The following is a 21,461-nucleotide window of genomic DNA, read 5'->3' on the forward strand; positions in this document are numbered from 1 at the left end:
CCGCAAGCGGGAGAGGGGAGACAAACGCCTCAAGCGTCCTGATACGCCTCGATGGACGGGCAGGCGCAGACCAGGTTGCGGTCGCCGTAGACGTTGTCCACGCGGCCTACCGGCGGCCAGTACTTGGCCTCGATCAGGCTGGCGACCGGGTACACGGCCTGCTCGCGGCTGTAGGCGTGGTGCCACTCGCCCACCAGCTCCAGGGCAGTGTGAGGAGCGTTCTTCAGCGGGTTGTCGTCTTTATCCAGACGGCCTTGCTCGACTGCGCGGATTTCTTCGCGAATGGCGATCATGGCGTCGCAGAAGCGATCCAGTTCTTCCTTGGACTCGCTCTCGGTCGGCTCGATCATCAGGGTGCCGGCCACCGGGAAGGACATGGTCGGGGCGTGGAAGCCGAAGTCGATCAGGCGCTTGGCCACGTCGTCGACGCTGATGCCGCTGCTGTCCTTGAGCGGGCGGATATCGAGGATGCACTCGTGCGCCACCAGGCCGCCTTCACCGGAGTAGAGCACCGGGTAGTGCTCTTCCAGGCGACGGGCGATGTAGTTGGCGTTGAGGATGGCCATCTGCGAGGCGCGCTTGAGACCATTGCCGCCCATCATGGTGATGTACATCCAGGTGATCGGCAGGATGCTGGCGCTGCCGAACGGCGCGGCGCTCACGGCACCTTCCTTGCGCGCCATGTTGGCGTGGCCGGGCAGGAACGGCGCCAGGTGCGACTTGACGCCGATCGGGCCGACGCCCGGGCCGCCGCCGCCATGGGGGATGCAGAAGGTCTTGTGCAGGTTCAGGTGGGAGACGTCGCCGCCGAACTGGCCCGGGGCGCAGAGGCCGACCATGGCGTTCATGTTGGCGCCGTCGATGTACACCTGGCCGCCGTTGGCGTGGATGATCTCGCAGATTTCGCGGATGCCTTCCTCGAACACACCATGGGTGGACGGGTAGGTGATCATCAGCGCGGCGAGGCGATCCTTGTGCTCTTCGGCCTTGGCCTTGAGGTCAGCGATGTCGACGTTGCCGCGGGCATCACAGGCGGTCACTACCACGCGCATGCCGGCCATGGAGGCTGTGGCCGGGTTGGTGCCGTGGGCCGATTGCGGGATCAGGCAGATGTCGCGCTGATCGTCGCCACGGCTGTGGTGGTAGGCACGAATGGCCAACAGGCCGGCGTACTCACCCTGAGAACCGGCGTTGGGCTGCAGCGACACGGCGTCGTAGCCGGTGGCGGCGCAGAGCATGGCTTCCAGTTCGCGGGTCAGTTGCGCATAGCCGGCAGCCTGTTCGGCGGGGGCGAAGGGGTGCAGGTTGCCGAACTCCGGCCAGGTCACCGGGATCATCTCGCTGGCGGCGTTGAGCTTCATGGTGCAGGAGCCCAGCGGGATCATGCTGCGGTCCAGCGCCAGGTCCTTGTCGGCCAGCTTGCGCAGGTAGCGCATCAGCTCGGTTTCGCTGTGGTAACGGTTGAACACTTCGTGTTGCAGGATGGCCGACTGGCGCAGCAGACCTTCTGGCAGACGGCTGGCGATCTGTGCGGCCAGGTCGCTGACTGCAGGAGCTGCCTGCTCGCCGGCGAACAGTGCCAGCAAGGCCTCGACGGCGGCCTGGTCGGTGGTTTCGTCCAGCGACAGACCCAGACGCTCGGCGTCGATCTCGCGCAGGTTGATGCCGGCGGCACGGGCCTTGGCATGCAGCTCGGCGGTCTTGGCGCCGGTCTTGATGCTCAGGGTGTCGAAGAAGTGCTGCTGCTCGACGCTGTGGCCCAGCTTGGTCAGGCCCAGGGCGAGGATGGCGGTGAAGCTGTGCACGCGCTGAGCGATGGCGGTCAGGCCTTTCGGGCCGTGATACACGGCGTACATGCTGGCGATGTTGGCCAGCAGCACCTGGGCGGTACAGATGTTGCTGGTGGCCTTCTCGCGGCGGATGTGCTGCTCGCGGGTCTGCATGGCCAGGCGCAGGGCCGGCTTGCCGAAACGGTCGACCGACATGCCGACCAGGCGACCCGGCATGTCGCGCTTGAACGCGTCGCGGGTGGCGAAGTAGGCGGCGTGCGGGCCACCGAAGCCCAGCGGCACACCGAAGCGCTGGGCGCTGCCCAGGGCGACGTCGGCACCGAACTCGCCCGGCGGGGTGAGCAGGGTCAGGGCCAGCAGGTCGGCGGCCACGGCCACCAGGGCATTGGCGGCGTGGAAGCGCTCCACCAGGGCACGGTAATCGAAGATGTCACCGTTGCTTGCCGGGTACTGCAGCAGCGCGCCGAAGTAGGCGCTGGCGTCGCTGATGCTGGCTTCGTCGCCCACTTCCACTTCGATGCCCAGCGGTTCGGCACGGGTGCGCAGCACGTCGAGGGTCTGCGGGTGGCAATGCTGGGAGGCGAAGAAGGTGTTGCTGGCCTTGTTCTTCGACAGGCGTTTGCAGAAGGTCATGGCCTCGGCGGCAGCGGTGGCCTCGTCGAGCAAGGAGGCGTTGGCAATCTGCATGCCGGTGAGGTCGCTGATCAGCGTCTGGAAGTTCAGCAGCGCTTCCAGGCGGCCCTGGGAAATCTCCGGCTGGTAAGGGGTATAGGCGGTATACCAGGCCGGGTTTTCCAGCAGGTTGCGCAGGATCGCGCTCGGCGTGTGGGTGCCGTAGTAACCCTGGCCGATGAAGTTCTTGAACTGCTGGTTCTGCGCGGCGATGGCCTTGATACGCGCCAGGGCGTCGGCTTCCGACAGGCCCGGCTGCTCGCCGAGGATGCTGGTGCCCTTGATGCTCTCGGGGATCACCGCACTGGTCAGGGCGTCCACCGAGTCATAGCCGAGCAGTTCGAGCATGGCAGCGGTATCGGCCTCGCGTGGGCCGATATGGCGGGCGATGAATTCGTTCTGGGTATCGAGCTGGGTCATGGCGGTCACTCAGGCGTTGGCATTCAACAGACGATCATAGCCGGCCTTGTCCAGCAGATCGGCCAGTACGGCGTTGTCGGCCAGGCGCATGCGGAAGAACCAGGCCTTGTCCAGCGGCGATTCGTTGACCAGCTCCGGGCTGCCTTCCAGGTCGGCGTTGATCTCGACGATCTCGCCATCCAGCGGCATGACGATATTGCTGGCGGCCTTCACCGACTCCAGCACGGCCACTTCCTCGCCCTGGGTGTAGGCCTTCACTTCCGGCAGTTGCACGTACACCACGTCGCCGAGCGCGTCCTGGGCGTAATGGGTGATGCCGACGGTCACCAGACCATCGTTATCCAGACGCAGCCATTCGTGATCGGCGGTGAAACGCAACTCGCTCATGTCAACTCCTCAAGGGTAATGATGTCCGCTTCTAGGTGGCGGGCAGGTGCGGGAGCATTAGCAAACCAGGTGCCAATGTAAAAATATTCAATAAAATCAATAAGTTAAATATAATTTCTGGCGTTGCTCAGAGTGGCCTGGAACGATATCGATACGAATACCTGCGTCGCAAATGGAAAAGTAGAAGTCGCATGAGGCGCGGCGCGGCTTTCCTGCCTTTGTTGCTGAATCGTTACGGTGTAATGATATCGATACGGAATATGGCTGGAACCCCTCGCAAGCCCTGGGAGTCGGTAACTGGGAGGCTCAATCGAAAAGGAGGCAGATCGACCATGAAAGCCCTGATTCCCCTGACTTTCGCGTTATTCGGCGTCAGCGCCGTGCAGGCCAGCGATAGCGTAAGCGTGATTCTTGAGCGGGCCACCGAGAACGGCCCCGGCGCGTCTGTTGGCAGCGTGAGCATCAGCCAGTCTGCCTATGGGTTGGTCTTCACTCCCGATCTACAAGGACTGGAACCGGGCATCCACGGCTTTCACGTGCATACCCAGCCCAACTGCAACGCTGTCAGAGTGGACGGCAAGCTGACCCCCGCCGGCGCGGCAGGCGGCCACTGGGATCTGCATGAGGCCGGGCGCCATGGCTTTCCCTGGGAAGACGACGCCCACCTGGGCGACCTGCCCGCGCTGCTCGTGACCGAAGATGGCAAGGCCAGCCAGCCGGTGCTGGCGCCGCGACTCAAGCGCCTGGAAGACCTGCACAACCGTTCGCTGATGATCCACGCCGGCGGCGATAATCACGCCGATCACCCGCAGCCGCTGGGTGGTGGCGGTGCGCGAGTCGCCTGCGGGGTGATCAAGGTGCCGACCAGCACCAAGCCGATCTAGCATGTCGCCCGGATTGCATCCGGGCTACGGATTCGGCATGGGCGCTGTGGGAGGCGCTTTTCACATCCACCGAATAAGGTGAGGTGCAAGGCTGGAGCGCAGAGGATGGTGGGCAGGCTTCGCGTTGCCCACTCTACGCAAAACGAACGCTATCAAGCCTTGCCGATACCGTACTTGCGCAGGCGCTTGGCGATGGCGGTATGCGAGGTGCCCAGGCGTGAGGCCAACTGGCGGCTGGAGGGGTGGCTGTCGTAGAGCTTTTCCAGCAGCGCCTTCTCGTACTCGTCCATGGCCTGCTCCAGGCTGGCGACTTCCCCTTCCACCCTCGGCGCCACTTCGGTGCCAGCGATATCCAGGTCGTCCATCTCCACCCAGTTGCTGTCGCAGATGGCGGCGGCGCGGAAGATCACGTTCTGCAACTGGCGCACGTTGCCCGGCCAGCGCCCGGCCAGCAGCGCCGGGAAGGTGGCTGGCGCCAGGCGGCAGGGCAGGCGCTGGATCTGCGCACAGGCCTGGGCCATGAAGTGCTGGGCCAGCAGCAATATGTCCTGGCCACGCTCGCGCAGCGGCGGCACCTCCAGATTGAGCACGTTGAGGCGGTAGAACAGGTCTTCCCGGAAGCTGCCTTCGGCCACCATCTTTTCCAGATCGCGGTGGGTGGCGCTGAGGATGCGCACATCCACCTTCACTTCGCGGTCGCCGCCGACACGGCGGAAGCTGCCATCGCTCAAGAAACGCAGCAGCTTGGCCTGCAAATAGGGCGACATCTCGCCGATCTCGTCGAGGAATACCGTGCCCTGGTTGGCCAGCTCCAGCAGCCCCGGCTTGCCGCCGCGCTGGGCGCCGGTGAAGGCGCCGGGGGCATAACCGAACAGTTCGCTTTCGGCCAGGTTCTCCGGCAGGGCGGCGCAGTTCAGCGCCAGGAAGGGCGCGGTGCGGCGCACACTGACCGCATGGCAGGCGCGTGCCACCAGTTCCTTGCCGGTGCCGGTTTCGCCGTGGATCAACAGCGGCGCATCCAGCGAAGCCACGCGCAGGGCGCGGGCCTTGAGCGCACGGATCGGCGCCGACTCGCCGAGCAGCGAGTCGAAACCTTCGGCATGGTCATGATGCAGCGCGGCCAGGCGCTGGCCCATGCGGCTGGGCGCATAGAGGGTGAGCAGGCCGCCGGTGAGGCGGCCGTCCTCGGTGATCGGCTGGGCATCGAGCAACAGCGGCTGGCCGGCGAAATGCACCTCGCGCAGCGGCTGGTGGAAGCCGGCGGCGAGCAGCGATTGCTGCAACGGCTCGTCGGCGAACAGCGCGGCGATGCTCAGGCCCTCGGGGGCGCGGCCGTAGAGGTCGTTCAGTGCCGGGTTGGCCAGCAGCACCGTGGCGCGGTCATCCACCGCCAGCACCGGGTCGGGCATGGCAGCGAGCAGGGCATCGAGCTGCAGGCGGCGGCGCTGACCGGGGAGAATGTCCACCACCTCCACGCTTTGCACGCCATGCACCTGCAGCAGCGCCCCGCGCAGTTCCTCGAGCACCGCAGCGCTCAGGGTCGGTGCGTCGATATAGACGTTTGGCGGTACCATCTCCACCGCATCGAGGTTCAGATTGCGCCCGCCGAGCAGCGCCAGGACTTCCTGGGTGATGCCGACGCGGTCGATGAAGCTGACGTGGATGCGCATTGAGGACGGTCGAAATGGGCGGACAGGCGGCGATTATGCCTGCTCTGCCCGGCATGAGGAAAAGGGCAACATCGTGAGCACAGAAAAACCGAGCCGAGCCGATTACCACCGCGAGCACCAGGCCCGCGCCGAAGCCGAGGCCCAGCGCCTGCTGGCACGCAAGGCCGAGTTGCAGGGGCGCTGGCTGCCCTGGGTGGCGCAGGAGCTGTACCAGCTCAGCCCGCCGGAGTTCGCCAACATGGTGCGGCGGGAGTTGCAGCGTCTTTCGTAGCCCATCTTGCGACGGCACATGCCCGTAGGAGGGGCTTTAGCCGCGATGCTTTTGAGCGGCTCTAATTGAATCTGGGCCAAGTTACGCTGCCGTTGGGGGGAGTATTGGGCGTGAGTCGTGGTGCCGGACTCGGCATGGCCCGGCGGACTGTTCGCTGGCGCTCCTGAGTCCGCCCTACAAGCTGCTGAGTTCGTGCGGCTGGGCCCTACCTGCTATGCCTGAGAATGAAGGGTGTCGAGCACGAACTCGACCCGTTCCTCGACGCTGACCTGCGGCAGCAGGGTGATCTCGTAGCCCAGTGTGGTGTAGGTGGCTTGCAGATGTGCGTATTCGGCCTCTGCCTCGGCAAGGTCATGCTGGCGCTGTGCATCGGTGCGGTAGATCGCCGGCCAGGGTGGGGCGAGGAACACCTGCGAACCGTAGGGTGCGCTGTCGCCCAGGCTGCTTGCCAGGGGCACGCCATACAACCGTTCCAGGGCGGCGGCTGCATCGATCAGCCCACGGTCGAAGAACACCGGCCCAGCCAGCCCTGCTACCGCCTGCAGGTCGTGCACCGCGAGTTGCAGCGCCTTGCGCAGGAAGCGTTCCATATCCGCCCAGGGCAGGGCATCGCCGCCCTGGCGCAGCTGCTCGGCGATGACGCGCCGGCCTGGTTCTTCGACCGTGGCATGGCCATGACGGCGCAGCGCGTCGAGCAGGGTCGACTTGCCGGCGCCGGAACAACCCGAGATGACCACCTGGCGTTGACTGGATTTGAACAAATCGGGCGCTCCCTATCAGGGCTCAGGCACAGGCGTGTGCTGCCACAGCAGGGCTCATGTGGCCGGCCGTGACAATGCCAGGCGCAGGCCGAACAGCATCAGCGCCAGGCCGGTGAGGGCATCGAGCGAGCGCGTGACCCAGGGCTGGCGCAACCAGCGCGCGAGAGGCCGGGTCGCCAGGATCAGAGCGGCGAACCAGATCAGTCCCATGGCCGCGTGGATGCCGGCGAGCAGCACGCTGAAGCCCACCACCGGCACGCCGGCTGGGATGAACTGGGGCAGCAGGCTGACATAGAACACGCCGACCTTGGGGTTGAGCAGGTTGGTCAGCAGGCCACGCAGGAACCAGCGCTGGTTACCCTCGGCGGGGGAGTCGCCGTCGTTTGCCTGTGGCAGTGCCGGTCTGGCACGGCGGGCGCTCCACAGCAGCTTGCCCCCCAGCCACAGCAGGTAGGCTGCGCCGACCATCTGCAGCAGGCTGTAGGCCGTGTGCGACAGGGCAAGCACGGCGCCCAGGCCGAATGCCGCGATCACGCCCCAGGCCAGCACGCCGACGACGATACCGCTGCCGGCCTGCATGGCCTGGCGCCCTCCCTCGACGGCAGCGGTGCGCAGCACCAGCGCGGTGTCCAGGCCTGGGGTCAGGGTGAGCAGTGCTGCCGCGACGCTGAAGGTTAGCAGTGCGGAAACAATATCCATCATGGGATTCCTCGTCGTTGGCAGAAGTCTTCCAGCAAGGCCAGGCCTTGTGGCCAGTCGCCCAGCCCGCTGCTGATATGCCCGAGAGCACCGGCCTCGGCGAACTCCGCCTGCCACTGGCTGGCTTGCCGTCGGGCATGGGCCAGGCTGGCATAGGGATCATCGCAACTGGCGAGCACCAGAGCAGGAAAGGGTAGCGGGCCTTCGGGTAATTCGGCAAAGCCGCGTGCCGCCGCAGGAAACACGGCGGACGCCGGATCGGGCGGGGCGACCAGAAAGGCGCCGCGCACCCGAGCAAGGTGATGGGTGTGGGATTCGCCGCTTCCCGAGTGCAACGCCCAGTGCGCGACCAACAGGCAGGACAGGCTGTGAGCGACCAGCAGCAGCGGCTCGGCCATGGCCTCGATAGCCTGCTCCAGCGCCTGCAACCAGTCCTGCAGGTGCGGTGCGTTCCAGTCGTCTGGCTGGAAGCGCTGGCTGCCGGGTAGAAGCTGTTGCCAGGCGCTCTGCCAGTGATCGGCAGGGGAGTCGCCGATACCGGGCAGCAACAGCAGTCGGGTTTGTAACAGCCTCTTGGTCATCGCTTCGCTCTTTGCTGAGTCGATCCTCTCCGGCGCCAGCCGCGCGGCTCTACTGCTCAGGCGTGCCGGATTGTGCGCCTGCCATTGACGCTCATGGCCGCCTGGCGGGCTGCCGTCACGGACGCCTGGAAGTCGCCGATCAGTTGCCGGGTGATCGGGCCAACCGGCCACTCGGTGCTGCCGTTTTCCTCGACCAGGGCCACCACCGGCTGCAACTCGACCGAGGTGCCGGCGGTGAAGACCTCGCTGGCGCTACGCAACTCATCCAGGGTCACGGCGCGTTCCTCCACCTGCAGGCCACGTTGACGCGCCAGGCCCATCACGTGGCGTTTGGTGATGCCGTCGAGAAAGCAGGTGGGCTGCGGCGTCACCAGCACCTCGTCGCGAATCAGCAGCAGATTGGTCGCCGTGGTCTCGGCCACCAGGCCGTCGCTGTCGAGCAGCAGCGCATCGTCGCAGCCCGCCGCGCTGGCGGCGTGCCGGGCCAGGGTGCCGATCATGTACAACCCGGAGCACTTGGCTGCGGTTGGCGCGGTGTCCGGGCGCGGGCGGCGCCACTTGGCCAGGTGCAGACGGATGCCGACTTCGGCGCGGCCCTGGGCTGCCGCCGTGGGCCAGTCCCAGGCTGCGATGGCGACATGCACCCGTGCCCGTGGCGAGGCGATGGAGACGCTGTCCGCGCCACGCCAGGCAATCGGGCGGATGTAGGCATCCTCGAGCTGATTGGCCCAGAGCACGGCCTCGATGGCCTGCCTCAGCTCGCCCTGCGACCAGGGCAGGCGATAGTCCAGCAGTTTGGCCGAGCGCTCCAGGCGCTGCAGGTGCGGCGTGTCGAGGAACACATGGCCGCCGTAGGCACGCATGCCCTCGAACACCGCGCCACCCATGTGCAGCGCATGGGTCAGCACATGCAGGCGCGCTTCGCGCCAGGGCAGCAGTTCACCGTCGAGCCAGATCAGGCCTTCGCGATCGTCCAGGGCATTGAGCATGGGGTACACCGCCTAGCAGCTTGTCGATGGGCGCAGTGTGCAGTGAGCTTCTCGCGGCCACGAGTGAGCAAATCTCAGATGACGCTGAGTTTTGCTCCGCGTGCTGGTGAGCCTGTACGCAGCAATTGCGCTTTAATGGGCGCATGGTCGAAGCATGAACTTCAGGAGGCCGTAGCCCGATGCGCATACCTGTCCCGCTGAATGCCCTGCGCGCCTTCGAGGCGGCCGCGCGTCATCTGTCGATCAAGGAAGCGGCCCTGGAGCTGGCGGTCACGCCATCGGCGGTGAGCCACCAGTTGCGCACTCTGGAGGACATGCTCGGGGTCGAGCTGCTGCGCCGGGTTGGCACGCGCCTGGAGCTGACCTGCGCTGGTGAGCGACTGGCGCCCAGCCTCAATCAGGGTTTCGCGCTGATCGCAGACGGCGTAGGCGCCTTGCGCGAAGAGCGCTATGACGGGCCGCTGCGGGTCAACATGCTGCCCACCTTCGCCACCAACTGGCTGTCACCGCGCCTGAGCCTGTATCCCTTCGGTCGGCGTGGTTTCTCGCTGGAAATCTCCACCACCCAGGACGAGGTGGATCTCGCTGCCGGCGTGGCCGATGCCGGCATCTGGTACGGCAGCGGGCAGTGGCCGGGGCTGCAGGCGGATCTGCTGTTCGAGGCCAGCATCGATCTGTACGCCCGCCCGGGGTTCGCCACGGGCTCGCCGGCACAGCGCATGCAGCAGGTCGCGCGGGCCAATCTGTTCGTCTCGCGCCATTGCCTGACCTGGCAGCGTTGGATGGAGTGCCTGCCTGGTGGGCCATTCGAGCCCGCCGTGGTCACTCGGGTGGACTCCGGCGGCTTGACCATGCAGGCGGCGGCCGACGGTGTCGGCGTGTCGATTGCAGTCTGCGAACTCGCCGAAAGCGCCGTGCGCCTGGGGCGCCTGGAGTCGGTCTTCGAGCACCCGGTCAGCGCAGGCGTGGGCTTCTGGCTCGTCTACCCTGAAGCCCTGCGTGAGGATCGGCGCCTGGACAACTTGCGCAGTTGGCTGCGCGAACAATGCCCTGCGCAAAGCACCGCGGTGCATGCCAAGACCGGCATGGCGACGGCGCGGCCCTTGGCAACGCGATGAGGGAAGCAAGCGCGCCATGACAACGCTTTACACCCTGGCCTATCCCAGGCTTGCCGATCACGACGCTCGATGGATCGACGACTATCGCCGCCAGCACGATCCGCGCTGGGCCATGGTCGGCGCTCATTTCACCCTGGTTTTCGGCTGCGCGGGTGTGAGCGAGGCTGTATTCAGCTCACAGGTGGCGGCAGTCGCTGGCCTGGCCCGCCCGATTCACTTCGTTTGTCGCTACGCGATGCTGGGGCACGACCATCTGACCGACAAGGCCTACCTGTATCTGGTGCCGGATGAAGGTCATAGCGGCCTGTTGCGGTTGCATGACCAGCTATATGGGGGCGCGCTGGCAGGCCATCTGCGCCTCGATGTGCCCTTCATTCCACATATCACCCTTGGCGTCTGCGATGAGCGCAGCTTCGCCAAACGACTCTGCGATGCGCTCAATGTTCAGGGCCTGGAGGTGCGCGGAACGGTCGATAGCCTGGTGGTCGCCTCCCTCGAAGAGGGCAGCGTCCGAACCCACGAGTGCTTCCGTCTGACGGCCGATTGACCGGCCGCTTCGAGTTCGGCCCAGGCTCGGTGCCAGGCGCGGTGTGGCCTTCATGGCCTGTTATCTGCCGGGCGGTGGCTCAGGTTGCCCGGAGGGGTGGTTGGCAGCTCGCCGCTGCGCAGCCAGTGCAGTGCCAGTGGCCACAGCGCCTCGCGAAAACGTTGATGGAAGAAGGCGAAATGGCCGATCTCGGCCTGACCGATGTCGGCGGGTGCCAGGCGTAGATGGTAGCGCTCGCTGCCGCTGTAATAGTCCAGCAGGCGATCCAGTGCCGGGCCTGTGCCGAATGGATCGTCCTCGATACCCAGGGCCAGGATGGGGGCGTGCACCTGGGCCAGGCGTCGCGCCAGCATTTTGGCTTCGGGCTCGCCCTGCGGCGTTTCCCGGCCATGCCGCACGCTGGCCTCGAAGCGCGGGCCCATGCGTGCCCAGTCCAGGGCCACGCCCTTGGGGGTGTCCTCCATCCAGCCCAGGCGCTTGGCCGGCACATAGCCCAGTACTCGTGCCAGCAGCGGCATGGCCAGGTGCCAACGCAGGAACATGGCGCGGCGTAGCACCGGGGTGTAGTCGCGCCAGTAGGCGTACTGCGCACCCATGGTGAAGATGCGCCGCACGCGCGGGGCCGATGCCGCCAGGCCGATGACGAAGCCACCGGCGGAGTGGCCGATCACGTCGATGGGCTGGCCGGGGAAGTGGCGGGCGGCATATTGCAGCACACCCTCGAAGTCGTGCTGGCCCCAGTCGATCCAGTCGGCCTGGAGCCGGCGCAGCGAGCGGGGGCGGGATTCGCCGATGCCGCGATAATCGTAGATCAGCACATCCCAGCCGTGGCCGTGCAGCCACTCGGCGAAACGCGCGTAGTAGCGGCAGCGCACCGAGGTGGCGGCGTTGATCAGGGCGAGTGGATGAGGCCGGTGCGGGTCGCCAGCGCGGCGCCAGACGAATCCGCCCAGGGCGTAACCGTCGGCCGCACGAATGGTGATGGGCTGGGTCATCGGTCGGCAAGTCCGTGCACCAGCAGCACCGTGGTCGTTGCGCCGGCCGTGCGATCCTCGGCGATGCGCCGGTACTCGGCCGACTCCGCGCATTGGCGGAAGGCCTGCTCATCGGGGAAGGTCATCAGCACCAGCTTCTGATACGGCCATGTGCCTTCGATCAGGCGAGGCTGTTCGTCGGCTGCCAGCAGGCAGCCCTGATAGCGACGAAATACCTCCATAAAGCGAGCCTGATAACGCCCGTAGCGGGATCGATCATGGATATCGAGTTGCGCGATGGCGTAAAGGGGCATGACGATCACTCCTTGTCGCCTGTTCGATGAACATTGGCCGGGGCGAGGCCTGAGAAGGCCAGGGGATGGATGAATCTGAAGAGATTCTGCGGTGCGGCCCGTGGCGCTGCCAGCGAGTATTTTTCAGCCCGCGTTGAGTTTTTCCGTGGCGCTGCGCAACTGGCTTGGCGCCCCTAGGTGCTGTCCCTGCGTAGAGCGTACCGGGACGCCGGTCGCTCGAAAGCAGTACGCCGCCGTTGGGGGAGTATCGGGCGTGAGTCGCGGTGCCGGACTTGGCATGGCCCGGCGGACTGTTCGCTTAGGCTCCTGAGTCCGCCCTACGCGCACCAGCTTTACGGTGGGCAGAGCGCACGACGCACCCTACGACCTGCCGCCCTACGCGCGTTTGCGCATACAGAGCCTCATATCCACCTTGCCCACATAGGGGTTGCCCCAACCCATCACACAGGCCACCTGCTGGTTGCGCTGGCGCTCCCAGGGTTCGACCGGGTAGGCCTTGCTCCAGGCCTCGTAGAGCCGGCGATCCTGCTTCGACAGGCGCAGCTTGTAGCGATCGGACATGTAGAAATAGGTGCGTGCGATCATCCCGCGGATGGTCGGGCGCGGCATCACCTTGCGCGCCTTGAAGTCCACCACCGTCTGGCACTGGCCGTATTGGTACGGCTTCTGCGGCAGCCAGGCGAAGCTGTAGTTGCTGCGGTCGCCGTTCACCTCGCCGATGCTCGGCACCAGGTTATGCAGGTCGGCCTCGGCCTTGCGGAACTGCACGTCATGGGCCGTGCAGTTCCTGCGTCCGCCTTTCTGCCAGCACTGGCGCTGATGGCCGATCACCCAGGCCGGGACGATATGTTCCCACTCGATGCGCCGGGCACGATTGGCGTTCTTGCGCGGCGTGTAGCCACAGGAGCGCAGGTCGACGCGATTGCCGCTGTACTTGCAGCCGCAATAGAACTCGGTGGATTGCTTGGCATACAGCGGCCAGGCCAGGCGCTTGGCCTCGGCGAAGGTGGCGGGTGCGGCATGCAGGGACAGGGCGGTGAAACAGCAGAGCAGAGGGAGTAGAGATCGAATCATGGGGCGGCAGAGTAGCCGTCACCATCACGCTTGTGAAGCAGGAAAGTTAAGGTTTTTCAATGGTTTACATGATGGCCAAAGGCCTCGTTCAAGCAGCGACGGGCAGCCCGACCGAGCTGTCCGTCACTCGTATGATGTTCAGTTGAACCTTGGCAGACGCTGATCCTGCTCGCCGCCTTCGGCCTCCACCTGCTGCGGCAGGCCGGCGACCTTGAGCACCGGCGTTCGCTCGCCCACCAGACGCAGGTCGCGGCGCGGCAGGGCGAAGCGCACGTCCAGCTCGCGCAGGGCATCGAGCAGTTGCAGATTGATCTCCTGCTGAACGTCCATGTACTGGTTGTAATCCGAAGTCAGCACGATATACACCACCTCGAAGGTCAACTGGCTTTCGTCGAAGCCGAGGAAGTGCGCGCGGTCGAAACGGGTCTTCGGCGTGGCGCGGATGATATCGCCGACCTTCTCCGACACCTGACGCACCTTGTCGCTGGGGGTGTCGTAGCTGATGCCGAACTTGAAGACGATGCGCCGGGTGTCCATGCGCTTGTAGTTATGCACCACCTGGCGCAGCAGGTCGGCATTGGCGCACACCACCTGCTCACCGCTGAGGCTGCGAATGCGCGTGGTCTTCAGGCCTATATGCTCGATGGTGCCGGCCACCTGGCCGAACACCACGAAGTCGCCGATCTCGAAGGGCTTGTCGACGCCGATGGACAGCGAGGCGAACACATCGCTGAGCACCGTCTGCACCGCCAGCGCCACCGCGATACCACCCACACCCAGGCTGGCCACCAGCGCGGTGATATCCACGCCGAGGTTGGCCAGGATCGACAGCAGCATCACCGACCACACCACGATCAGGATCATGATGCTCATGATGGTGGTCATCACCGGGTTGTAGTTGGCACCGCTCTTGCCCATCACCAGGCTGCGCGACCACAGGCGCACGCCGCTATCTACCCACAGCGCCACCTGCAAGGCCAGGGCGACGAACCAGGTGTGGCTCAACGCGCTTTGCCAACTGTCGGGCAGATCCGGCAAACGCAACGCCAGCAACAGGGAAAAGGCCAGCAGCAGCAACCGGCTGGTACGGCCGATCACCACGGCGACGAAGTGCTGCCAACTGCCATCCTGATCCTTCGACCAGGCCGTCAACCGCTTGTGCAGCGCAGCAACCACGGCTCGCAGCACGCTGTAGATCAGCGCCGTGGCGACCAGCACGATCGCCACGTTGAGCCAGATATCGCGGTTGAGCCAGATATTCCACTGTTCCATCGCCAGGGGCCTCCAGAAAAGGGCAGGTAGTGTTCTGTGGGCTTTGAGCGGCAGAAGTTCCGGGGAATGGGTGAGTGGTTTGGCTGGGCGAGAGGTGGTGGAATCGAACCCTTTCCGGCCCCTCGCTGTGATCTGCAACGCACGGCTTTACTGGCTTTCCTGCTTCGTCAGCCCGGCATTTATCCGCTATGCCTTGCAGTGATTTCGACACTTTTTCGACACGGTAGCTAGACAGCTCTGAGGCTGAGGGGTAGCGTTTGGCTATTATAGGGAGGCCTGCTGGAGTTAGCCATGGATGACATTCCCCTAGACGCAAATGACCTTGATGCACTTGTCCGCAGTGTTTCGAAGAACGGAGACTTCTTTATAGCTGCTACGCAGCTCGCATCTGCCTCACACGCACTTAACTCAGATCAGGCAGTCCGCTTATACGAGCATATTCGGGATAGTTCCGACAGGCTTGAGATAGAGTGGCGGGGTGAGTTTATTGCTGCATTTTCTGGTGTTGAAAACTTGCTGCCAGAACCTTTGGGGTGAATATGTTGATTTAAATGAATTTGTCCATTTTTCTGTTCCTTTCTTTTGTTATGCCCCTCCATCTAGTGGGCTATAAGGTGCTATGAGATTGTTCGGTTTTTTAAGTTTTCGCTTAAATGAGGCCCTAGAAGGTGATGGTTTGTCTCTTGGGCGGTTGATTGTTTTCTCGGTGTTAGCATTGTTTCTAGGTGGCGTAGCCACTTCTCTGTTGGGGTATTTGAGGCCGGTTCTGATACTGAATGAGAATCAGATTCTTTATTTGTATTCAACTACTGCGCAGGTTTTGTCTGCAATTTATGGGTTGACTCTTACCGGGTTTATTTTCTTTAGAAATGAGCTTAGTAGGGAGGAATTTGGTGATGAAAGCTTGGAGCAGGCTGTTGAGGTTTTAAAGAGACGTTATTTTAGAGTGCTTTTGTTTGTGACATTGCTATCAATGTTTACTGTTTTGGGTTGTAATTTTGTCATTGCTGTTGGTGGCTTTAAATGGAGGTTGATTGAAGTTGTTTTTATGAATGTTACTCAGGTTTCGTTTGTTGTTAGCTTGGTTGTGATTGCCTATTTTATTTTTGATGTTGTTGCACCTAGGAGAATTGAGAGAGCCAGTAAAGCTATTCAGGAAGAATATGATCCAGGCTATTCAGTGGGGGAGAAGGGTAGTCTTGAAGAATTCTTGACGAACTATAATGCTCTTGAGGAGATAATCCAGAAATATGGTCGTGCGTATCAGTCCAATGATGCTGTGTCTGACTATAGGGCAAGAAAAAGAATTTCAAATGTCAAGTTGGCTGAGTTTATATTGAGATCTGAAAGGATAGATTGGTCATTGTTTGAGAGGATACGGAGCCTGATTACGCTTAGGAATTCAATAATTCACGGTGCGGAACCAGTAGTTAGTGTTGAGATGGTTAACCAGTCCAAAGAAGTCCTTGAAGAGTTATCTGAAGCCTTGGAGTTGGTGCCTGTAAATAACTGAGGACGCTTGCGCTTGTGGGGTGTGTAAAGTGCTCAATTTTCTCTGTGAACAGTAATAGATGTTTTGGTAGTATGAGTTAGAGACATGGGTTTTGTTGTTGCATGGAGACATGAAGTTCCTGTGTGATTTCGTGAGGCGTATTTTTAGTTAGGGGGTGTATGGCTGAGTCTGTCTCGATTTATTGTCCACATTGCCATAAATATACACGAAAAAGGGGACAGATTTATTTATCGATAAATAAATCTGCCCCCTTTTTCGGTCTCCTTATGCATCATTAGGAAAGTAACACGCATGAAAAAGACAATAATATTAATCGCCGCGCTTTTGTCTGGCTGCGCTGAAATGCCTGCGTACACAAATGTTGAGTCAGGCACAATTGACGAGTCCAAATATGTCGTCCTGGAAACAAGCACTCATGCAGAAAGAAATAAAAGATCATATATAAGCCTAGAGCCAGAGCTTAATATAATAAGAATTAATGGTGAGAAAGTCGGAAATATACCGTTCTCGACATACTACTATAAAAATGACTCCCCTCAGAAAGCAATATTAACTCCCGGGAAGTACTCAATACAACTTGAGTACAAGCTTCCAAGGCACTTCTTATTTGCTGATCTAGAATTCACAGGTCACGCCGGCCAAAAAATAATAGCAAAAACAAAATACATCGGCTTAAACCTACTGGAGGTCTGGTTAGAGGATGCAGAAACAGGCGAAAAAATAAGCACCCGAGCAGAATAATAGGAAAAGGGGACTAGGAAAAGGGGGCAGATTTATTTATAGCGCAGCTCCACTGGTCTAAAAATAAATCTGTCCCCTTTTTTCTATAGCTGTTATGTAATGGAGGGTATCTATATGGATGAGAAATTGGTTTTGGCGTTAGTGGCTGCTTTGTCTGCGATTGGTGGCGTATTGATTACTCAGGTATTTACATTTTTTAGAGAGCTGTTGGTTTCTAAGCGTCAGAGTAAAATCTTGCTTAGAGAAAAATATGAACTACTAGCGGAGCAGGTAGGTGAATCCTTCCTGCATAGAGTGAAGGTTGCCAGTCATACAGGTGAGGAGTTCTTTGTAGATTACTTGAATAAGCCGATTGAAAAGATTTTTAGCCAGGCGCTGTTGTACTTTCCAGAGTTGGTTGAGCCTTCAAGGAATTACCACAATGCATACCATGACTATTACAAGATGCTGGCTGAAAGCTTCCTTCCCGATACAGGGTTGACAGCGGCCATGCAACGTGCCAAGTCGCCAGGTGAGAATTTCGAGATGGTTTTGGATAAGTTGGATGAAACTCAAAAAGCTCTTTATGAATGCATTAGAAAGAATGCACCTAAGTACGCTAGAGCATAATGCAGTTAATTTTTATAAAGAAAGATGATGATTTTTTCTAGCACCTGTATTGGGTAATCGCAAAACGCCATCTTTTTTCGGCTCAAACCCTGCGGTCAAGTCCTTCGGCCACCAGAAACGAAAAAGCCCCGTCAGTGATGACGGGGCTTTTGCTTGGCTGTCTGGAGCGGGTGATGGGAATCGAACCCACGGCTCTAGCTTGGGAAGCTAGGGTATTACCATTATACGACACCCGCAGCGGGTGCCTTTATACCGGAAGCCAGCGCAGAAATGAAGCGCAAAGCGTATCCGCTTCGCGCTTGCTCCCTCACACCGCGATGGCCTGCAGATCCTGCAGCTCGCCACGTTGCGGCTGGTGCAGGCGCTTGCTGGGGGCGTTGAAGAAGTCCAGCAGCACGCGCTGGGTCTGCAGCCAGGCGGCTTTGTGTTCCATGTCGAGGAAGTGGCCGGCGTCGTCGATCACGGCGAACTGGGCGTGGTCGATGTGCTGGGCGAACAGGCAGGCGTCTTCCACCGAGGTGTATTCGTCGCGGTCGCCGTTGACGAACAGCAGGGGGATGTCGATGGCCTGCAGGCAGTCCATGCGGCAGTGCGCTTCCATGTTGAGGATCTGCTTGATATGGGCGTACATCTGCCAGTATTCGTGCTCGTCCAGGGTGCTGACGTGCTTGTGGTTGAAGCGCTTGAACAGCGATGGCAGGTGCTTGCCGATGGTGCTGTTGACCAGCAGGGCGACATTGTCGCGATCCACCGCGCTCAGGAAGCGCAGGCCCTTATGCAGATAGTCGAGCATGGGCACGTTGAGGATCGGCGAGAAGGAGCAGATGGCGGCTTTTTCCAGGGTCGCTGGGCGCTGGGCCAGGGCGAGCATGGAGGCGACGCCGCCCCAGGAGAACGACATCAGGTAGTGGGCGCCGTAGTGGTCGATCAGCTTGAGCAGGATGGCCGCTTCGTCTTCCTTGCTGATGGGCGTGAAGTCGCTGTTGTACGGCTTGGACTGGCCGGCGTAGGGCAGGTCGAAGGCCACCACGTTGTACTGCGGTTGCAGGTACTTGACCGTTTGCGCGAACGAGGCGGTGGTCGCCAGAGAGCCGTTGACCAGGATGATGGTCTTGCTTGCTGCCGGGTTGCCGTAGAACTCCGTATGAACCTTGTGCTTCCTGTTGATCTCGACGACTGCGGTTTCTGGCCTCATGTCGTTTCCTCCTGGCGCAAGTAGGTCAAGGCGAGCGGATGGCCGTTCGCGTTGGTTTGAGCAGTAAGAAAAGCGCCTGAGCGTGACAGCTTCATGTCAGGCTGGAGATTTTTATAAGTTTAGGAATTTCAAGCAGTTAGGATCGAAACAGGCGGGCGCTCCAGGCACTTTCAGGGCCGGGAGAGAGCGGTGTTACCAGGCAGGAATCCAGTCGGTGCAGAGCACCAGCAACCGAAGAATGTTCTCGCTCGTCTCGCTGTGACTGATTGGTCACGCAAAGACTTATGGTTCGATTCAAGCAGTTACCTTGCAGCTACGCAAGGGCGAGTCACATCTTTATGGACGATTGTGCTAACCGTTGGTCGGGTAGCCGGAAAGGTCGTCAGACGCTGGCGATTTCCGCTGCCGTCAGGGCGCGGTACTGGCCGGGAGCCAGTTGTGGGTCGAGGACGATGTCGCCCATGCTTTCGCGGTGCAGGGCGACGACGCGGTTGCGGAAGTGGCCGAACATGCGCTTGACCTGGTGATAGCGACCCTCGAACAGGGTCAGGCGGGCGTGGTGGCTGTCCAGCACATCGAGCTGGGCGGGCAGGGTGGTGAGATTCTCGAAGGCGAAGTACAGGCCACGGGCGAAGACTTCTGCGTATTCGTCGGTGATCGGCTGCTCGGTGGTGACGTGATAGACCTTGGGCTTGCGCTGCTGTGGCTGGGTGATGCGCCGTGACCAGCGCCCGTCATTGGTGAGCAGCAGCAGGCCGCTGGTGTTCAGGTCGAGGCGGCCGGCCAGGTGCAGGTCGTGCTTGTCCGGCTCGTTCAGCAGGTCGAGTACGGTGCGGTGTTCGTCATTTTCGGTGGCGCTGACCACGCCCACAGGTTTGTGCAGCATCCAGTAGCGGGCGCTGCGCCCGGCCTGCAGCAGTTCGTCGTCCAGCTCGACGCGCTGGAAATCGCGGATTTCATGGCGCGGGTCGCGGACGGTCTGGCCGTCCACGCGCAGGCGGCCTGCGCTGATCAGCAGGCGGCTGTCCTGGCGGCTGAAGCGGGGGAAGTTGCTGAGGAAGCGATCCAGGCGCATGGCTCAGTCGTGCTCGCGGCGTTCGATGGCATCCAGCGCGTTGGCGCAGGCCGGGCACAGGCAGGCCTGGTCGCGTTGCTCGGGCGTCAGGCGCTGCAGCGCGGCTGGGTCGATCTTTGCTTCAAAGCACCAGCAAGGCTCGTCGCTACGCCCTGCGGCGGTGCTGCACTGGTTGGGCTTGCCGCACAGGGGGCAGCGTTCGCTGTCCATCAATGCTCTTCACAGACGCGGTCGCGCCCGGCCTGTTTGGCGCGATACAGGGCGCGGTCGGTGCGGCCGAGCAGGGCGTGCAGGCTTTCGCCGGTTTGCCACTGGCTGAGGCCGAGGCTGACGGTGACCTGCAGTCTTTCACCCTCCACCGGGTAGCGCTGTTCGGCGCAGCGCTGGCGCAATTTCTCGGCCAGCTCATGGGCGGCCTGATGCTCGGTGTTCTTCAGCAGCAGGATGAATTCCTCGCCACCCCAGCGGCAGAGAATATCGGACTGGCGCAGCGCGCCGCGCAACTGTTCGGCAAAGCGGCGCAGCACCTCGTCACCGGCCAGGTGGCCGTACTGGTCGTTGATCTGCTTGAAGTTGTCCAGATCCAGCAGCACCGCGCACAGCGGGCTGTTGTCGCGTTGCGCCTCCTGCAGGGCCTTCTCGGCGAGTATGTCGAAGCCACGACGGTTGGGCAGCTCGGTGAGGGCATCGGTGGTGGCCAAGGCGGCGATGCGTTGCTGGTAGCGGCGAATCACCAGGCTGACCAGGGTGAGCACGATGACGGTGACCAGCAGGCACAGCAGCAGGTTGAGGTAGAGCCCCTGGCGGATGCCGACCAAGGCCTTGTCGTGCTTGTCGACGAACAGGTACCACTCCAGTTCGGGAATGTAGCGCACGTTGAGAAAATGCTCGCGGCCATGCTCCTGATACTCGAAGCGGCCGCTCTGCGGCGTCGGCAGCTTTTCCATCAGGCCAGCCAGGCCTGGTATGTCCGCCAGCGATTCGCCGACCTTGGCGCCCAGCGGCCCACCCTGGGCGCCGGTGAGGGTGATGCGCCCTGTGGTGTCGACGAAGTAGACGCTGCGCTCGTAGCGTTGCTGGTATTCGTCGATCAGCTTGACCACGGCGTCGACGGCCAGGCCGACGCCGGTGGCACCGATGAAGTTGCCGTCGTAGTCGAGCACCTTGTAGTTGATGAAGATGGTCAGACGGTCGGCGTTGGCCATGTCGACATCGACGTTGATCTCGTAGGGTTCCGGCTGCATGCGCAGGCGGTAGTACCAGACGTCGCGCGGCTCGCTCGGCTTGACCTGCTTCAGCACGCCCTTGGATTGGTAGTAGGTGCTGGTTCTGTCGGAAACGAAGAAGCTGGTGAAGGCGCCGTAGTGTTCCTGCACTTCGCGCAGGTAGCGGGTCATCTGCTCGGTGTTGTGCTCGCCGGCCAGCACCCAGTCGCGCAGGAAGGTGTCGCGCGCCATCATCGAGGAGATGAGGATGGGGCGCACCAGATCCTTCTGGATTTCCGAGTAGACGGTGTCGGAGGTCAGCGGCAGCTCGGTGTTGATGATGCTGTCGCGGATCGAGTCGCGCGAGGCGTAGTAACTCAGCAGTGAGGTGGTGAGAAAGCCACTGCCGAGCAGAAACAGGAGGAGCAGCACCAGCGAGGTTTGCGTGTGCCGTTTGGAGCGCAGCAGCATCGTTGAGTCCGTCAACGGGGAATAGCGTGATGCTAGCGTGTCAGGCAGGCCAAGCGCCAGTTGTGATCACAATGGCGCTGTTATCGGGTGCGGATTAAATCCGGTGGTGGGTGGCAGGTTTCCCCGGATTGCATCCGGGCTACGGGATTGTAGGGGCGGATTTATCCGCGATTGGGGTTGCGGTGGAGCGTGAAGCGGTCGCGGCTAAAGCCACTCCCACAAGGAGCCT

The 21,461-nt window shown here is 61.9% G+C and carries 23 protein-coding genes and 1 tRNA gene; 8 read left to right on the forward strand and 16 right to left on the reverse strand.

Annotation, left to right across the window (positions count from 1 at the left end; all coding sequences use genetic code 11):
- Positions 1-29: 29 nt before the first annotated feature.
- Positions 30-2,882: an aminomethyl-transferring glycine dehydrogenase gene (gene gcvP, locus ACSVIK_RS00940; protein WP_442442490.1), complete on the reverse strand. Its 2,853-nt coding sequence runs from the start codon at positions 2,880-2,882 to the stop codon at positions 30-32.
- A 9-nt stretch (positions 2,883-2,891) separates the two neighbouring features.
- On the reverse strand, positions 2,892-3,269 hold the full coding sequence (gene gcvH, locus ACSVIK_RS00945) for a glycine cleavage system protein GcvH (RefSeq protein ID WP_442442491.1): 378 nt from the start codon (positions 3,267-3,269) through the stop codon (positions 2,892-2,894).
- 332 nt (positions 3,270-3,601) lie between these two features.
- On the opposite strand from gcvH, the gene sodC reads away from it, so the two are divergent.
- Positions 3,602-4,153, forward strand: a complete 552-nt coding sequence (gene sodC / locus ACSVIK_RS00950; protein ID WP_442442492.1) for a superoxide dismutase [Cu-Zn] SodC — start codon at positions 3,602-3,604, stop codon at positions 4,151-4,153.
- A 152-nt stretch (positions 4,154-4,305) separates the two neighbouring features.
- Here the strand turns inward: sodC and ACSVIK_RS00955 are convergent, their stop codons facing one another.
- On the reverse strand, positions 4,306-5,823 hold the full coding sequence (locus ACSVIK_RS00955; protein WP_442442493.1) for a sigma-54-dependent transcriptional regulator: 1,518 nt from the start codon (positions 5,821-5,823) through the stop codon (positions 4,306-4,308).
- 73 nt (positions 5,824-5,896) lie between these two features.
- On the opposite strand from ACSVIK_RS00955, the gene ACSVIK_RS00960 reads away from it, so the two are divergent.
- On the forward strand, positions 5,897-6,094 hold the full coding sequence (locus ACSVIK_RS00960; protein WP_072422714.1) for a hypothetical protein: 198 nt from the start codon (positions 5,897-5,899) through the stop codon (positions 6,092-6,094).
- Positions 6,095-6,306: 212 nt separating this feature from the next.
- On the opposite strand, the gene ACSVIK_RS00965 is transcribed toward ACSVIK_RS00960, so the two are convergent.
- The 4 genes from ACSVIK_RS00965 to ilvE are packed head-to-tail and all read right to left on the reverse strand — an operon-like array spanning position 6,307 to position 9,124.
- Positions 6,307-6,855, reverse strand: coding sequence for an AAA family ATPase (locus tag ACSVIK_RS00965; protein ID WP_442442494.1), 549 nt, complete (start codon positions 6,853-6,855; stop codon positions 6,307-6,309).
- A gap of 54 nt (positions 6,856-6,909) precedes the next feature.
- Positions 6,910-7,554 carry a LysE family translocator gene (locus tag ACSVIK_RS00970; protein ID WP_442442495.1) on the reverse strand — a complete coding sequence of 215 codons (645 nt, stop codon included), beginning with the start codon at positions 7,552-7,554 and terminating at the stop codon, positions 6,910-6,912.
- Positions 7,554-8,135 carry an RBBP9/YdeN family alpha/beta hydrolase gene (locus ACSVIK_RS00975; protein WP_442442496.1) on the reverse strand — a complete coding sequence of 194 codons (582 nt, stop codon included), beginning with the start codon at positions 8,133-8,135 and terminating at the stop codon, positions 7,554-7,556. The genes ACSVIK_RS00970 and ACSVIK_RS00975 overlap by 1 nt, the downstream gene beginning before the upstream one ends.
- A gap of 56 nt (positions 8,136-8,191) precedes the next feature.
- Positions 8,192-9,124 carry a branched-chain-amino-acid transaminase gene (gene ilvE, locus ACSVIK_RS00980; RefSeq protein ID WP_442442497.1) on the reverse strand — a complete coding sequence of 311 codons (933 nt, stop codon included), beginning with the start codon at positions 9,122-9,124 and terminating at the stop codon, positions 8,192-8,194.
- A 179-nt stretch (positions 9,125-9,303) separates the two neighbouring features.
- Between ilvE and ACSVIK_RS00985 the strand changes: the two genes are divergently transcribed.
- Together ACSVIK_RS00985 and ACSVIK_RS00990 are read left to right on the forward strand one after the other, a co-directional pair.
- Entirely contained in the window at positions 9,304-10,242 is a 939-nt protein-coding gene (locus tag ACSVIK_RS00985) for a LysR substrate-binding domain-containing protein (RefSeq protein ID WP_442442498.1), read from the forward strand.
- Between the two features lie 16 nt (positions 10,243-10,258).
- Positions 10,259-10,789 (forward strand): 2'-5' RNA ligase family protein, encoded by a 531-nt coding sequence (locus ACSVIK_RS00990; RefSeq protein ID WP_442442499.1) that lies wholly within the window; start codon positions 10,259-10,261, stop codon positions 10,787-10,789.
- Positions 10,790-10,839: 50 nt separating this feature from the next.
- Here ACSVIK_RS00990 and ACSVIK_RS00995 read toward each other — a convergent pair whose 3' ends face one another.
- The 4 genes from ACSVIK_RS00995 to ACSVIK_RS01010 form a co-directional block, all read right to left on the reverse strand.
- Positions 10,840-11,784 carry an alpha/beta hydrolase family protein gene (locus tag ACSVIK_RS00995; RefSeq protein WP_442442500.1) on the reverse strand — a complete coding sequence of 315 codons (945 nt, stop codon included), beginning with the start codon at positions 11,782-11,784 and terminating at the stop codon, positions 10,840-10,842.
- Positions 11,781-12,077: a DUF1330 domain-containing protein gene (locus ACSVIK_RS01000; protein WP_442442501.1), complete on the reverse strand. Its 297-nt coding sequence runs from the start codon at positions 12,075-12,077 to the stop codon at positions 11,781-11,783. Before ACSVIK_RS01000 ends, ACSVIK_RS00995 begins: the two co-directional genes overlap by 4 nt.
- A 375-nt stretch (positions 12,078-12,452) precedes the next feature.
- A complete protein-coding gene (locus ACSVIK_RS01005; protein WP_442442502.1) occupies positions 12,453-13,151 on the reverse strand; it encodes an endonuclease in 699 nt (232 codons plus the stop codon).
- A 138-nt stretch (positions 13,152-13,289) separates the two neighbouring features.
- A complete protein-coding gene (locus ACSVIK_RS01010; RefSeq protein WP_442442503.1) occupies positions 13,290-14,423 on the reverse strand; it encodes a mechanosensitive ion channel family protein in 1,134 nt (377 codons plus the stop codon).
- 291 nt (positions 14,424-14,714) lie between these two features.
- Here ACSVIK_RS01010 and ACSVIK_RS01015 point away from each other — a divergent pair, with 291 nt between their 5' ends.
- The 4 genes from ACSVIK_RS01015 (at position 14,715) to ACSVIK_RS01030 (ending at position 17,286) form a co-directional block, all read left to right on the forward strand.
- Positions 14,715-14,960: a hypothetical protein gene (locus ACSVIK_RS01015; protein WP_442442504.1), complete on the forward strand. Its 246-nt coding sequence runs from the start codon at positions 14,715-14,717 to the stop codon at positions 14,958-14,960.
- Between the two features lie 82 nt (positions 14,961-15,042).
- Positions 15,043-15,936, forward strand: a complete 894-nt coding sequence (locus tag ACSVIK_RS01020) for a hypothetical protein (RefSeq protein ID WP_442442505.1) — start codon at positions 15,043-15,045, stop codon at positions 15,934-15,936.
- Positions 15,937-16,227: 291 nt separating this feature from the next.
- Positions 16,228-16,677 carry a hypothetical protein gene (locus tag ACSVIK_RS01025; protein ID WP_442442506.1) on the forward strand — a complete coding sequence of 150 codons (450 nt, stop codon included), beginning with the start codon at positions 16,228-16,230 and terminating at the stop codon, positions 16,675-16,677.
- Between the two features lie 114 nt (positions 16,678-16,791).
- Positions 16,792-17,286: a hypothetical protein gene (locus ACSVIK_RS01030; protein WP_442442507.1), complete on the forward strand. Its 495-nt coding sequence runs from the start codon at positions 16,792-16,794 to the stop codon at positions 17,284-17,286.
- Between the two features lie 162 nt (positions 17,287-17,448).
- Here the strand turns inward: ACSVIK_RS01030 and ACSVIK_RS01035 are convergent.
- The 5 genes from ACSVIK_RS01035 to ACSVIK_RS01055 form a co-directional block, all read right to left on the reverse strand.
- Positions 17,449-17,522 (reverse strand) — tRNA-Gly (locus ACSVIK_RS01035).
- A gap of 71 nt (positions 17,523-17,593) precedes the next feature.
- Positions 17,594-18,481, reverse strand: a complete 888-nt coding sequence (locus ACSVIK_RS01040; protein WP_442442508.1) for an alpha/beta fold hydrolase — start codon at positions 18,479-18,481, stop codon at positions 17,594-17,596.
- Between the two features lie 382 nt (positions 18,482-18,863).
- Positions 18,864-19,556 (reverse strand): pseudouridine synthase, encoded by a 693-nt coding sequence (locus ACSVIK_RS01045; RefSeq protein WP_442442509.1) that lies wholly within the window; start codon positions 19,554-19,556, stop codon positions 18,864-18,866.
- 3 nt (positions 19,557-19,559) lie between these two features.
- Positions 19,560-19,766, reverse strand: coding sequence for a cysteine-rich CWC family protein (locus tag ACSVIK_RS01050; RefSeq protein WP_442442510.1), 207 nt, complete (start codon positions 19,764-19,766; stop codon positions 19,560-19,562).
- Positions 19,766-21,232 carry a sensor domain-containing diguanylate cyclase gene (locus ACSVIK_RS01055; protein WP_442442511.1) on the reverse strand — a complete coding sequence of 489 codons (1,467 nt, stop codon included), beginning with the start codon at positions 21,230-21,232 and terminating at the stop codon, positions 19,766-19,768. The genes ACSVIK_RS01050 and ACSVIK_RS01055 overlap by 1 nt, the downstream gene beginning before the upstream one ends.
- Positions 21,233-21,461: the final 229 nt, after the last annotated feature.

This window comes from Pseudomonas sp. NCHU5216, assembly GCF_052156495.1.
Taxonomy (GTDB): Bacteria; Pseudomonadota; Gammaproteobacteria; order Pseudomonadales; family Pseudomonadaceae; genus Aquipseudomonas.

Coding starts and splice junctions, on each gene's coding strand:
- gcvP (WP_442442490.1), bottom strand. CDS start 2,882: ATGACCCAGCTCGATACCCAGAACGAATTCATCGCCCGCCATATCGGC.
- gcvH (WP_442442491.1), bottom strand. CDS start 3,269: ATGAGCGAGTTGCGTTTCACCGCCGATCACGAATGGCTGCGTCTGGAT.
- sodC (WP_442442492.1), top strand. CDS start 3,602: ATGAAAGCCCTGATTCCCCTGACTTTCGCGTTATTCGGCGTCAGCGCC.
- ACSVIK_RS00955 (WP_442442493.1), bottom strand. CDS start 5,823: ATGCGCATCCACGTCAGCTTCATCGACCGCGTCGGCATCACCCAGGAA.
- ACSVIK_RS00970 (WP_442442495.1), bottom strand. CDS start 7,554: ATGGATATTGTTTCCGCACTGCTAACCTTCAGCGTCGCGGCAGCACTG.
- ACSVIK_RS00975 (WP_442442496.1), bottom strand. CDS start 8,135: ATGACCAAGAGGCTGTTACAAACCCGACTGCTGTTGCTGCCCGGTATC.
- ilvE (WP_442442497.1), bottom strand. CDS start 9,124: ATGCTCAATGCCCTGGACGATCGCGAAGGCCTGATCTGGCTCGACGGT.
- ACSVIK_RS00985 (WP_442442498.1), top strand. CDS start 9,304: ATGCGCATACCTGTCCCGCTGAATGCCCTGCGCGCCTTCGAGGCGGCC.
- ACSVIK_RS00990 (WP_442442499.1), top strand. CDS start 10,259: ATGACAACGCTTTACACCCTGGCCTATCCCAGGCTTGCCGATCACGAC.
- ACSVIK_RS00995 (WP_442442500.1), bottom strand. CDS start 11,784: ATGACCCAGCCCATCACCATTCGTGCGGCCGACGGTTACGCCCTGGGC.
- ACSVIK_RS01000 (WP_442442501.1), bottom strand. CDS start 12,077: ATGCCCCTTTACGCCATCGCGCAACTCGATATCCATGATCGATCCCGC.
- ACSVIK_RS01005 (WP_442442502.1), bottom strand. CDS start 13,151: ATGATTCGATCTCTACTCCCTCTGCTCTGCTGTTTCACCGCCCTGTCC.
- ACSVIK_RS01010 (WP_442442503.1), bottom strand. CDS start 14,423: ATGGAACAGTGGAATATCTGGCTCAACCGCGATATCTGGCTCAACGTG.
- ACSVIK_RS01015 (WP_442442504.1), top strand. CDS start 14,715: ATGGATGACATTCCCCTAGACGCAAATGACCTTGATGCACTTGTCCGC.
- ACSVIK_RS01020 (WP_442442505.1), top strand. CDS start 15,043: ATGAGATTGTTCGGTTTTTTAAGTTTTCGCTTAAATGAGGCCCTAGAA.
- ACSVIK_RS01025 (WP_442442506.1), top strand. CDS start 16,228: ATGAAAAAGACAATAATATTAATCGCCGCGCTTTTGTCTGGCTGCGCT.
- ACSVIK_RS01030 (WP_442442507.1), top strand. CDS start 16,792: ATGGATGAGAAATTGGTTTTGGCGTTAGTGGCTGCTTTGTCTGCGATT.
- ACSVIK_RS01040 (WP_442442508.1), bottom strand. CDS start 18,481: ATGAGGCCAGAAACCGCAGTCGTCGAGATCAACAGGAAGCACAAGGTT.
- ACSVIK_RS01045 (WP_442442509.1), bottom strand. CDS start 19,556: ATGCGCCTGGATCGCTTCCTCAGCAACTTCCCCCGCTTCAGCCGCCAG.
- ACSVIK_RS01050 (WP_442442510.1), bottom strand. CDS start 19,766: ATGGACAGCGAACGCTGCCCCCTGTGCGGCAAGCCCAACCAGTGCAGC.
- ACSVIK_RS01055 (WP_442442511.1), bottom strand. CDS start 21,232: ATGCTGCTGCGCTCCAAACGGCACACGCAAACCTCGCTGGTGCTGCTC.